This is a genomic window from Photobacterium lipolyticum (assembly GCF_003026475.1).
In the GTDB taxonomy this organism is placed as follows: domain Bacteria; phylum Pseudomonadota; class Gammaproteobacteria; order Enterobacterales; family Vibrionaceae; genus Photobacterium; species Photobacterium lipolyticum.
Window position 1 is genome coordinate 47281 of record NZ_PYMC01000008.1, and the last position, 12437, is coordinate 59717.

At 48.4% G+C, this 12437-nt stretch carries 14 protein-coding genes; 2 read left to right on the forward strand and 12 right to left on the reverse strand.

Annotated elements, in window-relative coordinates:
* Positions 1 to 31: 31 nt before the first annotated feature.
* Positions 32 to 1375, forward strand: coding sequence for a metalloprotease PmbA (pmbA, locus tag C9I89_RS12270; protein ID WP_107283644.1), 1344 nt, complete (start codon positions 32 to 34; stop codon positions 1373 to 1375).
* A 128-nt stretch (positions 1376 to 1503) separates the two neighbouring features.
* Here pmbA and mgtE read toward each other — a convergent pair whose 3' ends face one another.
* The 12 genes from mgtE to C9I89_RS12330 form a co-directional block, all read right to left on the reverse strand.
* Positions 1504 to 2862, reverse strand: a complete 1359-nt coding sequence (gene mgtE, locus C9I89_RS12275) for a magnesium transporter (protein WP_107283645.1) — start codon at positions 2860 to 2862, stop codon at positions 1504 to 1506.
* Positions 2863 to 3132: 270 nt separating this feature from the next.
* On the reverse strand, positions 3133 to 3408 hold the full coding sequence (locus tag C9I89_RS12280) for an HPr family phosphocarrier protein (RefSeq protein ID WP_107283646.1): 276 nt from the start codon (positions 3406 to 3408) through the stop codon (positions 3133 to 3135).
* Positions 3405 to 4256, reverse strand: coding sequence for an RNase adapter RapZ (gene rapZ, locus C9I89_RS12285; protein WP_107283647.1), 852 nt, complete (start codon positions 4254 to 4256; stop codon positions 3405 to 3407). The genes C9I89_RS12280 and rapZ overlap by 4 nt, the downstream gene beginning before the upstream one ends.
* A 39-nt stretch (positions 4257 to 4295) precedes the next feature.
* Positions 4296 to 4745, reverse strand: a complete 450-nt coding sequence (ptsN, locus tag C9I89_RS12290; RefSeq protein WP_107283648.1) for a PTS IIA-like nitrogen regulatory protein PtsN — start codon at positions 4743 to 4745, stop codon at positions 4296 to 4298.
* Positions 4746 to 4747: 2 nt separating this feature from the next.
* Positions 4748 to 5035: a ribosome hibernation promoting factor gene (gene hpf / locus C9I89_RS12295; RefSeq protein ID WP_107283649.1), complete on the reverse strand. Its 288-nt coding sequence runs from the start codon at positions 5033 to 5035 to the stop codon at positions 4748 to 4750.
* Between the two features lie 27 nt (positions 5036 to 5062).
* Positions 5063 to 6574 carry an RNA polymerase factor sigma-54 gene (locus C9I89_RS12300; protein ID WP_107283650.1) on the reverse strand — a complete coding sequence of 504 codons (1512 nt, stop codon included), beginning with the start codon at positions 6572 to 6574 and terminating at the stop codon, positions 5063 to 5065.
* A gap of 105 nt (positions 6575 to 6679) precedes the next feature.
* Positions 6680 to 7405 carry an LPS export ABC transporter ATP-binding protein gene (gene lptB / locus C9I89_RS12305; protein ID WP_107283651.1) on the reverse strand — a complete coding sequence of 242 codons (726 nt, stop codon included), beginning with the start codon at positions 7403 to 7405 and terminating at the stop codon, positions 6680 to 6682.
* Positions 7406 to 7414: 9 nt separating this feature from the next.
* Positions 7415 to 7918: a lipopolysaccharide transport periplasmic protein LptA gene (gene lptA / locus C9I89_RS12310; RefSeq protein WP_107283652.1), complete on the reverse strand. Its 504-nt coding sequence runs from the start codon at positions 7916 to 7918 to the stop codon at positions 7415 to 7417.
* Positions 7905 to 8462: an LPS export ABC transporter periplasmic protein LptC gene (lptC, locus tag C9I89_RS12315; RefSeq protein ID WP_107283653.1), complete on the reverse strand. Its 558-nt coding sequence runs from the start codon at positions 8460 to 8462 to the stop codon at positions 7905 to 7907. Before lptC ends, lptA begins: the two co-directional genes overlap by 14 nt.
* The gene (gene kdsC / locus C9I89_RS12320) at positions 8459 to 9016 is read right to left on the reverse strand and encodes a 3-deoxy-manno-octulosonate-8-phosphatase KdsC (protein ID WP_107283654.1); all 558 of its coding nucleotides are present in this window, start codon (positions 9014 to 9016) and stop codon (positions 8459 to 8461) included. The genes lptC and kdsC overlap by 4 nt, the downstream gene beginning before the upstream one ends.
* Positions 9016 to 9987 carry an arabinose-5-phosphate isomerase KdsD gene (gene kdsD / locus C9I89_RS12325; protein ID WP_107283655.1) on the reverse strand — a complete coding sequence of 324 codons (972 nt, stop codon included), beginning with the start codon at positions 9985 to 9987 and terminating at the stop codon, positions 9016 to 9018. Before kdsD ends, kdsC begins: the two co-directional genes overlap by 1 nt.
* A gap of 14 nt (positions 9988 to 10001) precedes the next feature.
* Positions 10002 to 10967 carry a calcium/sodium antiporter gene (locus C9I89_RS12330; protein WP_107283656.1) on the reverse strand — a complete coding sequence of 322 codons (966 nt, stop codon included), beginning with the start codon at positions 10965 to 10967 and terminating at the stop codon, positions 10002 to 10004.
* Between the two features lie 632 nt (positions 10968 to 11599).
* Here C9I89_RS12330 and mlaF point away from each other — a divergent pair.
* Entirely contained in the window at positions 11600 to 12424 is an 825-nt protein-coding gene (gene mlaF, locus C9I89_RS12335; RefSeq protein ID WP_107283657.1) for a phospholipid ABC transporter ATP-binding protein MlaF, read from the forward strand.
* Positions 12425 to 12437: the final 13 nt, after the last annotated feature.

Consider the following 12437-nt stretch of genomic DNA (forward strand, 5'->3'; position numbering starts at 1 on the left):
TATAAGTATCAAACCCAGATAAAGTGATTGTATGGACGTAAGAGAACAGGTCGCACAGCAGCGCGTAGAGCTGGAAGCTGCGGTCGCGAGGGCTTTAGAACTCGCAGGCAAACAAGCGGATGCTGCTGAAGTTGCTATTAATAAAACCACGGGGATCAGTGTTTCTACCTTAATGTGTGAGGTAGAAAACGTGGAATTTAATAGTGATGGCGCACTGGGTATTACCGTCTATCGCGGTCAGCGAAAAGGCAGCGCCTCGACGTCGGATCTCAGTGAGCAGGCCATTGCGCAAACCGTCGCAGCGGCATTGGATATTGCCCACTACACGTCTGAAGATCCTTTTGCGGGCCCTGCACCTGCAGAGCTGATGGCGAAAGATATTCCGGATCTAGATCTGTTCCACCCCGATGAACCCGAGCCGGATCACGCCGCTTCAATTGCCATTGCAGCAGAGCAAGCCGCACTGGATTTTGACCCTCGGGTTAAACAGAGCGATGGTGCAAGCTATGATAGCCATTATGGCGTGCGTGTTTATGGTAACAGCCATGGCATGTTAGCCAGTTATGCATCCAGTCGCCACAGTACCAGCTGCTGTGTGATTGCAGAGGGCAAAAACGGTGAGATGGAGCGTGACTACAGCTACACCACCTCGCGCGTTGCCTCTGATCTCTGGACGCCGGAACGTGTCGGCCGGCATGCTGCCGAGCGTACCGTTGGTCGTGTTGATGCGCAGAAACTGTCAACCCGTGAAGCTCCCATCATGTTTGCCGCAGATATTGCGACAGGCCTGTTTGGCCACCTGGTGATGGGGATCAGCGGTTCGAATTTGTACCGCAAGTCGTCTTTCCTGTTAGATTCACTGGGTGAGCAAATTTTCCCTGACTGGCTGAATATCAGTGAGCGACCACATATTTTACGGGGAATGGCAAGTACGCCATTTGATAGCGAAGGCTTGGCGACACGCGATCTGGAAATTATCAAAGACGGCGTGTTGCAAACCTACCTGATGACCAGCTATGCGGCACGTAAAATGGGCCGCCAGCCAACCGGTCATGCCGGTGGTATCCATAACTGGCTGGTCAAATCGACGGGTGAAAGTTTTGCCCAAATGCTGAAGAAAATGGATCGCGGGCTGCTGGTGACTGAACTGATGGGGCAAGGGGTCAATATCGTTAATGGCGACTATTCCCGTGGTGCCGCTGGCTTCTGGGTTGAAAATGGCGAAATCCAATACCCGGTAAGTGAAATTACGATTGCCGGCAACCTTAAAGATATGATGAAAAATATCGTCGCAATTGGTACTGATACCGAAACACGGAGTCAGATCCTGACCGGATCAATCCTGCTCGATACGATGAAAATCGCCGGCGAGTAAGAGCTGTGCCGGTCCTAGGTTGAGGTGACTGAACCCTGCTTGCAAGGCCCATAGCCTAAAACAAAAAAGCGAGAGCCAAGGCTCTCGCTTTTTTATTTCTCGCGACTCGAAACGAATAACTCACAACTCTAGATCAAAAATATCGTCGCTAATCCGAGGAAGACCGATAAGCCGACGATATCGGTAATGGTTGTCAGCGCCATGCCGCCAGCCAGTGCCGGATCTATATTAAACTTCTTGAGCATAACCGGGATCGTGACACCGGCAATACCTGCCACTAACAGGTTGGTCAGCATGGCGCCGGCAATGATCGCACCGAGAACCAGGTTGCCCTTCCAGACGACAACAACCCCCCCAATAATGAATGCCCACAACAGGCCGTTAATCAGGCCCACCCGAGCTTCCTTACTGAGCAGCCAGCGGGTGTTCGACTCACCGATATGACCGACAGCTAAACCGCGAATAACCAGAGCGACGGTTTGGTTTCCGGCCACCCCGCCCATCGATGGCACAATGGTCATTAAAATCGCAATGGCTGCCATTTGATCTAACGTTTCTTCAAAAAGGTTCGAGACAGAGGCGGCAGCCAGCGCGGCCAGAACATTCACCCCGAGCCAGATACTCCGGCGTCGGGCTGACTTCATTACTGGGGCAAAGGTATCTTCATCATCATCCAGACCCGCCATGCTCATCATTGAGTGCTCGGCATCTTCACGAATAATATCGACGACGTCGTCAATGGTGATACGACCGACCAGATGGTTATTGGTATCCACAACCGGGGCTGATAGCCAATTGCGTCGTTCAAACAGGTTGGCGATTTCACCGTCATCCATATCTACGGGGATCGCTTCATCGGCATCCTCCATCACGTCATGGATTTCGACATCAGGTTGGGCGGTGATCAGCGCCGCCAGTGAAAGGTGACCAATTAACTGTTCATTTTGGTCGACCACGTAAAGGGCATCGGTGGCTTCAGGCAATTCACCTTTCATACGCAGGTAACGCAATACCACGTCGGCGGTGACATCACCACGGATTGTGATGAAGTCGGTACTCATTATCCCACCGGCGGTTTCTTCCGGGTAGGCGAGGGCTTTTTCAATCCGATGGCGATCGGTGGCATCCATCTGTGCCAGTACTTCCTGATACCGCTCATCAGGCAGGCTACGCAGAACGTAGGCGACGTCATCACTTTCCATCCCCTCGGTAACGGCCGCCAGTTTCCCTGGGTCCATTTGCGAGACGATGCCGTCTTTTACATCTTCAGAAAGCTCATCAAGAATCTCACCTTGCTCTTCCGGATCGGTGAGCTGCCATAATACCTGGCGCTCTTTTGGCGGAGAGGCTTCCAACAGGTGTGCAATGTCCTCCGGCTCCATTTCCTGAAGCATACGGCGTACATGGACAAACATCCCATTTTCCAGGGCTTTGTTGACTTCTTGTAGCGTTTGATGGGTCTGATCTTGTTCTAAGACATCCGCCATAGGCATGGGACCTTGTGGTTTGATGGCGCAATAAATTTAACGCAGAAACTTTAACGGATGAATTTTAACGTAATAGTAAGGTGGTTGTCCCGCCAGATCTGACAGGAAAAGCATATTTAATACCAATCGGGATAATTGTCTCAATTAGTATAATAGATGGCTGAAGGGTATCGGTTATGGGGAAATAGGATTATGGCCGCAGATCGAGAGCATCTCAGCCATAATCACCTCATGTTATCGGTATATTTGTGAATTTAGCTATTATACCAATTAGTTTTCTTCATCAAAGCCCGCTTCAATCAATGCGGTCACGGCATCCAATGCCTTTTGGGCGTCATTACCTTTGGCACTGACTCTCACCTGCTGCCCCTGTGCAGACTCCAGCATTAATAACCCCATGACACTGTCAGCCGTTGCATTTTTCTCGTCGTTACTGATAGTCACGGTGGATTCAAAGCTCTGTGCTAATTCTACCAGTTTGACTGCCGCTCTGGCGTGCAGTCCTAACCGGTTTTTGATAAACAGCTCTCGGCTCAGGAATGTCATGACTTGCCTTCTAACGTACGATGGCGGATCTGTACTTGCTGGCCGCTATGCTGAAAATGATCGGCCAGTTGCTGGGCGACATAGACAGAGCGGTGCTGACCGCCGGTACACCCGATAGCGACCGTGACATAGCTGCGATTGTTCTTTTCCAGCAGCGGTAGCCAGGTTTCAATAAAATTACGGATTTGATAGATAAGCTGGGTCACTTCGGTATGGCCGGCTAAGTATTCTTTGACGCCTTGATCCAGCCCTGTCTGTGGTTTCAGTTCGGGTACCCAATGCGGATTAGGCAGGAAGCGGACATCAAACACATAATCAGCATCTGTTGGTAAACCATGCTTAAAACCGAAAGATTCAAATACCAGGATCAGCTCCCGCGAATCACGGCCAAGTACTCTTGATCGTACCGTTTCACTCAGGTCATGAATGGATTTGTTGGTGGTATCAATCACCAGATCCGCATGTTCTTTAAGCTCGGCCATAATCGTGCTTTCCGATTGAATGGCTTGTTCTAAGCTCATGTTTTGTTTTGAAAGCGGGTGCAGACGACGAGTTTCGCTATAGCGTTTTACCAGTTCTTTGTCATCGGCATCGAGGAAAATTACGTTGACGTCGATCTGGTCACTGAGCGAATCAAGGGTTTTCTGGATCTCACCCGGCGCTGTTGGCATGTTACGGACGTCAATGCTGACCGCAATATCTTGCTGGTAATTTTCGACGGTGCGAATAAATTGCGGCAACAGGTTAACCGGCAGATTATCTACACAGTAGTAGCCGAGATCTTCCAGTACGCGCAGAGCGACTGATTTGCCGGATCCGGAACGACCACTTACGACCATTAACATCATGGCAGACATACCTCAAATACTAGGGGGTAACTTACAAGACTATGATTCATCGGTCATTATTTGATAAAGCTCTTCGTCGCTTTTAGCGGTACGTAATTGCTTACAAACGTGTTTATTGCTGAGCTTTTCAGCCATGCTGGACAAGGTTTTTAAGTGCTCTTGGCATTGTGCATCAGGCACGAGCAGGGCAAAAAGCAGATCAACGGGCTGGTTATCGATGGCGTCGAACTGGATGGGATCCTGACACTGGATCAGTATAGCGACGGCCTGATCACTGTTATTGATCCGCCCATGAGGGATTGCGATGCCATTGCCAATTCCTGTACTGCCCATTTTCTCGCGATTTAGCATGCATTCAAATAGGGGGTGTGGATTTTGATCTAAGTGTTCAGCCGCAATCTCGCTGATAATTTCAAGGGCGCGTTTTTTGCTGGAGCAGTGGACTGCACTTTTCGTGCAGTCCAGGCTTAATACGGTACTCAGGTGCATGGTTAGTGACTATTGAGTTTATTTTTGTGTTTGTTTAATTGACGTACGAGTTTATCCGTCAATGCGTCGATAGCGGCATACATATTTTCAGAATCCGCTCTGGCGTGAATTTCACCATTATTGATGTGTAAGGTCGCTTCTGCCCCTTGCTGTAATTTATCTACGTTCAAAATCACATGAACATTATTAATTTTATCGAAAAAGCGCTCTAGTTTGTCGAACTTAGTGGTGACGTAATCACGAAGTGATTGGGTAATTTCAACATGGTGCCCAGTGAGATTGATTTGCATAGACATCTTCCTTCTGTTGGCATCTGATTAAATCAGACGTTTTCGCTGATTAGATGGCGGAATGGCTAGAGATTCACGGTACTTTGCAATTGTTCGCCTTGCAACCATGATCCCCTGTTCCGCCAATAACGTAGCAATCTTGCTATCACTTAGTGGCTTAGCTTGATTTTCAGTAGCAACCAGTTTCTTCACTAGTGCCCGGATTGCGGTTGATGAGCATTCACCACCGTTATCCGTACTAACGTGACTTGAGAAGAAGTATTTCAATTCAAATATACCGCGTGGAGTATGCATGTATTTCTGGGTTGTGACACGCGAAATAGTGGATTCATGCATCTCGACGGCAAGCGCAATATCATTAAGCACCATAGGTTTCATCGATTCTTCGCCGTAGTCAAAGAAGTCTTGCTGGTGTTCAACAATACAGCGGGCAACTTTTAGCAGGGTTTCGTTACGGCTTTCTAAACTTTTTATCAGCCACTTAGCATCTTGTAAATGGGTACGAATAAACTGACTGTCAGCACTGTTCTGCGTGCTCTTGCTCAAGGCCGCGTATTGCTGGTTAACACGAATTCGTGGCACGCTGTCAGGGTTGACGGTAACGATCCATTTCCCATGATCTTTAAACACCGAAACATCGGGAATAACATATTCTGTTTCTGATGGTACGGCCCGGTTGCCCGGACGCGGGTCTAAGCCATGGATCAGCTGCATGACTGACTTGAGATCAGGCTCTTTTAATTTGGTATCGCGCATTAATTGCCGATAATCCCGGTTTGCGAGCAGGCCGATATGATCTTTTAACAGCATCTTGGCTTCAGCCAGCCATGGCGTATCATCGGGGTAAGTGGCGAGCTGGAGCAACAGGCATTCTTGTAAATTGCGAGATGCCACACCGAGCGGGTCAAACTGTTGTACGCGTTTTAGTACGGCTTCGACTTCGTCAAGTTCGACCTCGTCGTCGCCCATACTCTCTTGAATCTCTTCGGCAGAACAAGTCAGGTAGCCTTTGTCATCAACCGCATCGATGATGGCGGTAGCAATGGCGACATCTGTTTCACTAAACGGCGTCAGATGAACCTGCCACATCAGATAATCCTGCAGCGATTCGGTCGTTTCCCCCTGATAGATCGGCATTTCATCGTCCATCGCGATGCCGGTACTGCCGGTGCCGGCACTGTAGACGTCGTCCCAGGTGGTATCTACCGGGAGCTCATCTGGCATTTCATGTTGTTCTATGGCTTCTGAGGTGTCGAACGGTTCAGGTTCGTTTTGCTCATTGTCTGAAGCGGTGTTTTCTGATGATGTCTGTTCTGAAGCGGTAAGCTCAACACTTGCCGACTCACTGGCTTTGTCATCGGTTGATGACTCGGTGTCATTGGGGCTTTCCTCGAGTTCCAGCAATGGATTTCCGTCTAAGGCTTCCTGGATCTCTTGCTGAAGATCCAAGCTAGATAACTGCAACAAGCGGATGGCTTGTTGCAATTGTGGCGTCATTGCCAATTGTTGGCCTAGCTTAAGCTGGAGCGAGGTTTTCATTCGTGTTTATGCACCTTGTCATTATTGTTTTGTGCGTGGAGCTGAGTGTCGGGCTTTTCGTACCAGGTACAAAGCCTCTTGCCTTTAGTTCGTCCCTATTTATAACTATAGACGGAACTGGTCACCCAGATAGACGCGTTTTACATGTTCATCATTTAATACATCAGATGGTGTGCCATGAGCAATCAATTGCCCCTGACTGACAATGTAGGCATGTTCACACACATCCAGTGTCTCTCGAACATTATGATCGGTAATTAGGACACCAAGCCCACGATCGCGTAAATGTTCAATGATCTTTTTGATGTCGATCACAGATATTGGGTCTACCCCGGCGAAAGGTTCATCAAGAAGAATGAATTTTGGGTTAGCCGCTAACGCACGTGCGATCTCTACCCGCCGGCGCTCACCACCGGATAATGCCATACCTAAGCTGTTACGAATGTGCTGAATGTTGAATTCATCCAATAAATCTTCCAGCTTATCCTGGCGCTGTTCTTTGGTTAGCTCCTTGCGGGTTTGCAGGACTGCCATCAGGTTGTCGTGAACGCTCAGGCGACGGAAGATTGAGGCTTCTTGCGGTAAATAGCCGATACCCATTCGTGAACGGTTGTGCATTGGCTGTAAGCTGATATCGACACCATCAATCGTGATTTGGCCTTCATCGCGTGCGACTAAGCCTACAATCATGTAAAAAGAGGTGGTTTTGCCCGCACCGTTTGGCCCGAGTAACCCGACAATCTTGCCTGATTCTACTTCAAGGCTTACATCCGAGACGACTTTTCGGCCGTTATAACTTTTGGCCAGGTGTTCTGCTTTTAGCTTTGCCATGCGCGTCGCTTATTTCTTGTTACTATTCAATTGGTTTGGTTGCAGAATGGTCGTGACACGTTTCTTCTTGCCACTTTCTGCAACCAGTTTTTGTTCATCAATTTTATAACTGATGATTTTGCCCTGAATTTCACTGCCATCTTGGATCAGGATCGCTTCATCGGTCATTTTTAAGAATTCTGTGGCGGTCTCATAGCGCATTTTAAGGGCTGCACCATCAATGGGCTTGCCGTTATCCATGATCTGATGAAAGGTTGCCGGCTTACCGTAAGCGTCGATGGTCTCTTTTCCTTCCTGACCATTCGGGCGGGTGACGACAACTTTGTCGGCACGAATATCAATACTGCCCTGACGGAGAACGACGTTGCCAGTGAAGGTGACAATATTTTTCTGAATATCAAGCTCTTGGCTGTTTGAGTCGATATAAATAGGCTGCTCTGTGTCATTACTTAATGCCCAGCTTGATGCGCTGATACACAGGCACAGCAGGCTAGTGATCTTATAAAGCTTCATATCTACCTTTTACATTCTTCAATAAGGTCGCCACACTGCGGTCCATATTACCTTTCATCCCCGTCCCTTCATTTTGGAAGGCGGATCCGGTAATTACAACATGATCTTGTGTATCAAAATCTTTGCTGATCAAGTCAAGTCGTAAATTGTCAGTTTGCATAACTTTGATGGCCGATTCTGGCAGTAAGTTAAAAATACGCACGTTACCCGTCATTTTCAGTACCTGGTTTTTATCCAGTCTGGCGGTATTTGAACTGATGCGCCATTCGGTATTTTCACCATTACGATATACCCAGAGCACGGGTTTAACAAAGTTGGTATCGCCACTTTTGCTAAAGTGTTCTAAATGGTCTGAATCAATTTGATAACTGCGTATACCAGACTCAGTAAATGCCGTATTGGAGACCATGCTACCAGTAAACAGCGGTTTTTCTGTATCGGGTTCTACCTGTATATCTGCTTGCCAGTTTTTTTCTAGCAAGTAGTAGCCAGTCCATGCACAAATGATCAGTAGCAGTGCATAGAGTAGCCTTTTTAAGGTCATATACTTAACCCTTTATGTTTGTCTAGTTCGCCTTTGGCTTCGAGGATTAAATCGCACACTTCACGTACGGCACCATAGCCACCTTGGATCCGGGTTACCAGATCAGCCCGTTGCGCCAGTAGTGGGTGACCATCTGCAACACAAACAGATAATCCCACTTTTTCCATCACGGGCCAGTCAATCAGATCATCGCCAATGTAAGCGGTCTGTTCTGCCGGGATCGCCAGATTCTCAACAATATCCTGGTAAGCGGCGACTTTATTGTCTTGTCCCTGGTACACATGTTTAATGCCCAGTGCAGCCATCCGGTTTTCGACAATGGCTGATTTACGACCGGTAATGATAGCGATTTCAACGCCTGCACTCATCAGCGATTTGATGCCGTAACCATCACGGGTATGAAAGGTCTTGAGTTCTTCGCCGTCATTTCCCATGTAAATACGGCCGTCAGAGAATACACCGTCAACATCACAAATCAGTAAGCGGATATTTTTAGCACACTGATAAGTAGTTTGACAGACAGGACCGTAAATAGTTTCTACTTGTTCTGTCATTACATTACCCCAGCTTTAAGCAGGTCATGCATATTCAATGCGCCGACCAGACGCCCTTGGTCAGTCACTAGTAAGCCGTTGATCTTTTTATCTTCCATCAGCTTCAAGCCTTCTGCTGCAAGCAGGTTCGCGGCAATGGTCGACGGATTGCGAGTCATGACTTCGCCGATCGGGGTATTGTGAATATCAATGCGGTTATCGAGCAAACGGCGTAAGTCACCATCGGTAAAAATACCCGTTAGCTGCTGTTGGCTGTCGACAATGGCTGTCATGCCTAATCCTTTTCGCGATACTTCCAGCAGCGCATCCTTAATTGTGGCCTGCTCTTCGATAAGAGGTAGCAAGTCACCGGTGTGCATGACATCAGAGATACGTAGCAGCAGCTTACGGCCCAATGCGCCGCCTGGGTGAGAAAGCGCAAAATCATTGGCGGTAAAACCGCGTGCTTCCATTAGCGCTATTGCCAGCGCATCGCCCATCACCAGCGTTGCAGTCGTACTGGAGGTCGGTGCCAGGTTCAGCGGGCATGCCTCTGTCGCCACGGTGATCTGGAGGTGGATTTGCGACAGTTTTGCCATGCTCGATTCTGGTTTTCCGGTCATGCTGATCAGAGGAATGCCCAGGCGTTTAATAACCGGTAACAGGGCGAGGATCTCAGATGCTTCCCCGGAGTTTGAAATCGCCAGGACGACATCATCTTTTTCTATCATTCCTAAGTCGCCATGGCTGGCTTCACCAGGGTGGACGAAGAAGGACGGGGTCCCGGTGCTGGCGAGTGTCGCCGCAATTTTATTGCCGATATGACCGGATTTACCCATCCCCATTACAATCACTTTACCGCGGCAGTTCAAAATAAGCTCACACGCCTGGGTAAAGCTACCGTTAATGTATTGCGTAATTTGCTGCAGTGCTTCTACTTCAATTTCAAGGACTTTGCGACCATGAGCGCAAAAATCAAACTTCTCTGACATGACATTGGTCTCCGTTAGGCCGCGAGATTATAAAACAGATAGAACTGATAGGCGATAAAACAAGAAACCAGCGCGCCACCTTCTATGCGGTTGATACGACGACGTTTTCCAAGAGCCATACAGAGCAATAAGATTGAAACCCCCAGCATAACGTAGAAGTCGCGACCCATTGCCAGCGGGCTGATCACTGACGGGTTCAGTAAGCCCGGGATCCCCATAACAGCCAGAATGTTGAATACATTTGAGCCGATAATATTGCCGACCGCCATGTCATCTTCACCTTTGAAGATGCTGGCAATCGAAGCGGCAAGTTCCGGTAAGCTGGTACCGATGGCAATAATCGTCAGGCCGATAATTAAATCACTCATACCGAAGAACTTGGCAATGGTCACTGCCGAGTCGACCAGCATACTGGCAGCATAAGGGAGCAGTAGCAGCCCGACGATGATCCAGACCGTAGCGGCTCTGTTACTGACGCCTTCCGGGATTTCTGATTCTTGTTCATTTGTTAACGGATCGCCAGCCTGTTGGGCTTTGCGGCTGATTTTTAACATCGCCAGCAGGAAGAAAACGAATAAGACGACCAGTAATACACCTTCCCTGAAGCCCAGGTAGTTATCCCATAGCAGGAAACCGGCGATTAAGGTAACAGCCAGCATCAGCGGTAATTCCCGACGAATGATTGCAGAGCTGATGGACAGCGGTTTGATCAGTGCGGTCAGGCCCAGGATAAGCGCAATGTTGGCGATGTTCGAGCCCAGGACATTACCGACAGCCGTATCGGTTTTTCCAGCCAGCGAAGCGGTAGCCGAAACCATCATTTCCGGTGCCGATGAGCCCATCGCGAGGATGGTCATACCGATCACCAGCGGTGTAACACCTAAATTTTTTGCTAGCGCGGCAGCACCAAAAACGAGTCGATCTGCGCTCCATACCAGTAACACTAAACCAATACACAGCAACACAATGGATTCGAGCATTCTTATCCCTTTAGTTTTAAAACAAAGTTTGATTGTTATTCCAATCACATTAACTCACCGCATTGAATGGTGTGCTGGCAAATGCAATTGGCATATATAAGAGGGGGTAATTTTGACGGTAAGCAAGACAAAAGGGAAGGGAAAGCCGTGACTAATTGATTGGGGCAATACCTATTCTTATCAATACCGGTATTTATTGTGCCATTCTTTACTCAAATCATAATCGTGTGAAGGATCGCCATGGCTAAAGACGAGCTCATTGAAACGGCGTTCAAAAAAACTGTTATCCTTGAGCGAGGAAAATTATAATAGGGCTGCAGAGCAGAAGATGACAACCAGTTATCAGAGAACGAAGTTCGTGCAATTGGCCGTTTAGTGATGAAATAACAAGAAACTAACAATTAGTATCTTGAGTCGGTTGCATAATGTACTTATGATCGGCAGCTCTGATTAATGATGAATCCCTTTGTTGTTGAAAGATTGACTGTTGTTGAAAACATTTTTGTTAACAACAATGACGGCGAGCTAAGCCGCGGCAGAGGTCAATGAGATGAATGTGTTTGTATCCCTGTTAATGCATGGATATTGACCGGGAATAGGTTGAGGTGGCCAAAGTGGCCGACAGGATGGATATGGAGCCGACTGAAACGCTAGTTTCAATAAAAAACCTGACGTTCTCGCGAGGAGAACGGAAGATCTTTGATGATGTCAGCCTGGATGTGCCTAGAGGTCAGATTACCGCCATTATGGGGCCATCAGGGATCGGGAAAACCACCTTGCTACGCCTGATTGGTGGTCAGTTAGCCCCGGATAGCGGGGAGGTCTGGTTTGAGCAATGGAATATTCCCCGCTTAAATAGCCGGGAGCTCTATGTGGCACGGAAACAAATGAGCATGCTATTTCAGTCTGGCGCACTGTTTACCGATATGACTGTGTTCGATAATGTGGCCTATCCGCTTCGCGAGCACACAGACTTACCAGATGACTTGCTGCGTACTTTAGTGCTACTGAAGTTAGAGGCGGTCGGGCTGCGTGGTGCTGCGGAGCTGATGCCTAATGAGCTCTCTGGCGGCATGGCACGACGTGCTGCGCTGGCGCGGGCGATAGCGCTTGATCCAGATTTAATCATGTTCGACGAACCTTTTGTCGGTCAGGACCCGATCACCATGGGGATCCTGGTTAAACTTATCGACAGCCTGAATAAGGCGTTAGGGATCACAGCTGTGATCGTTTCCCACGATGTGCCTGAAGTGCTGAGCATTGCCGATCGGGTGTATTTATTGTCGGGCAGTAAAATCATTGGCAGTGGTACACCTGATGAACTTCAGGCCAATCCTGATCCTCGCGTCCGCCAGTTTCTTGATGGCGATGCAGACGGCCCGGTGCCATTTGACTTCCCTGCCCAACCATTGGAACAAGATTTGTTTACTGGCGCTGGCAGTAAAAGTATTAGCTGAAAATAAAAGGCAA

Bases quoted from the DNA above. Each gene is read 5' to 3' on its own strand.
- hpf (WP_107283649.1), bottom strand. From the start codon at position 5,035: ATGCAAATCAATCTCACTGGGCACCATGTTGAAATTACCCAATCACTT.
- ptsN (WP_107283648.1), bottom strand. From the start codon at position 4,745: ATGCACCTGAGTACCGTATTAAGCCTGGACTGCACGAAAAGTGCAGTC.
- pmbA (WP_107283644.1), top strand. From the start codon at position 32: ATGGACGTAAGAGAACAGGTCGCACAGCAGCGCGTAGAGCTGGAAGCT.
- C9I89_RS12330 (WP_107283656.1), bottom strand. From the start codon at position 10,967: ATGCTCGAATCCATTGTGTTGCTGTGTATTGGTTTAGTGTTACTGGTA.
- mlaF (WP_107283657.1), top strand. From the start codon at position 11,600: ATGGAGCCGACTGAAACGCTAGTTTCAATAAAAAACCTGACGTTCTCG.
- lptC (WP_107283653.1), bottom strand. From the start codon at position 8,462: ATGACCTTAAAAAGGCTACTCTATGCACTGCTACTGATCATTTGTGCA.
- rapZ (WP_107283647.1), bottom strand. From the start codon at position 4,256: ATGATGTTAATGGTCGTAAGTGGTCGTTCCGGATCCGGCAAATCAGTC.
- C9I89_RS12300 (WP_107283650.1), bottom strand. From the start codon at position 6,574: ATGAAAACCTCGCTCCAGCTTAAGCTAGGCCAACAATTGGCAATGACG.
- kdsC (WP_107283654.1), bottom strand. From the start codon at position 9,016: ATGACAGAACAAGTAGAAACTATTTACGGTCCTGTCTGTCAAACTACT.
- kdsD (WP_107283655.1), bottom strand. From the start codon at position 9,987: ATGTCAGAGAAGTTTGATTTTTGCGCTCATGGTCGCAAAGTCCTTGAA.
- mgtE (WP_107283645.1), bottom strand. From the start codon at position 2,862: ATGGCGGATGTCTTAGAACAAGATCAGACCCATCAAACGCTACAAGAA.
- lptB (WP_107283651.1), bottom strand. From the start codon at position 7,405: ATGGCAAAGCTAAAAGCAGAACACCTGGCCAAAAGTTATAACGGCCGA.
- lptA (WP_107283652.1), bottom strand. From the start codon at position 7,918: ATGAAGCTTTATAAGATCACTAGCCTGCTGTGCCTGTGTATCAGCGCA.
- C9I89_RS12280 (WP_107283646.1), bottom strand. From the start codon at position 3,408: ATGACATTCCTGAGCCGAGAGCTGTTTATCAAAAACCGGTTAGGACTG.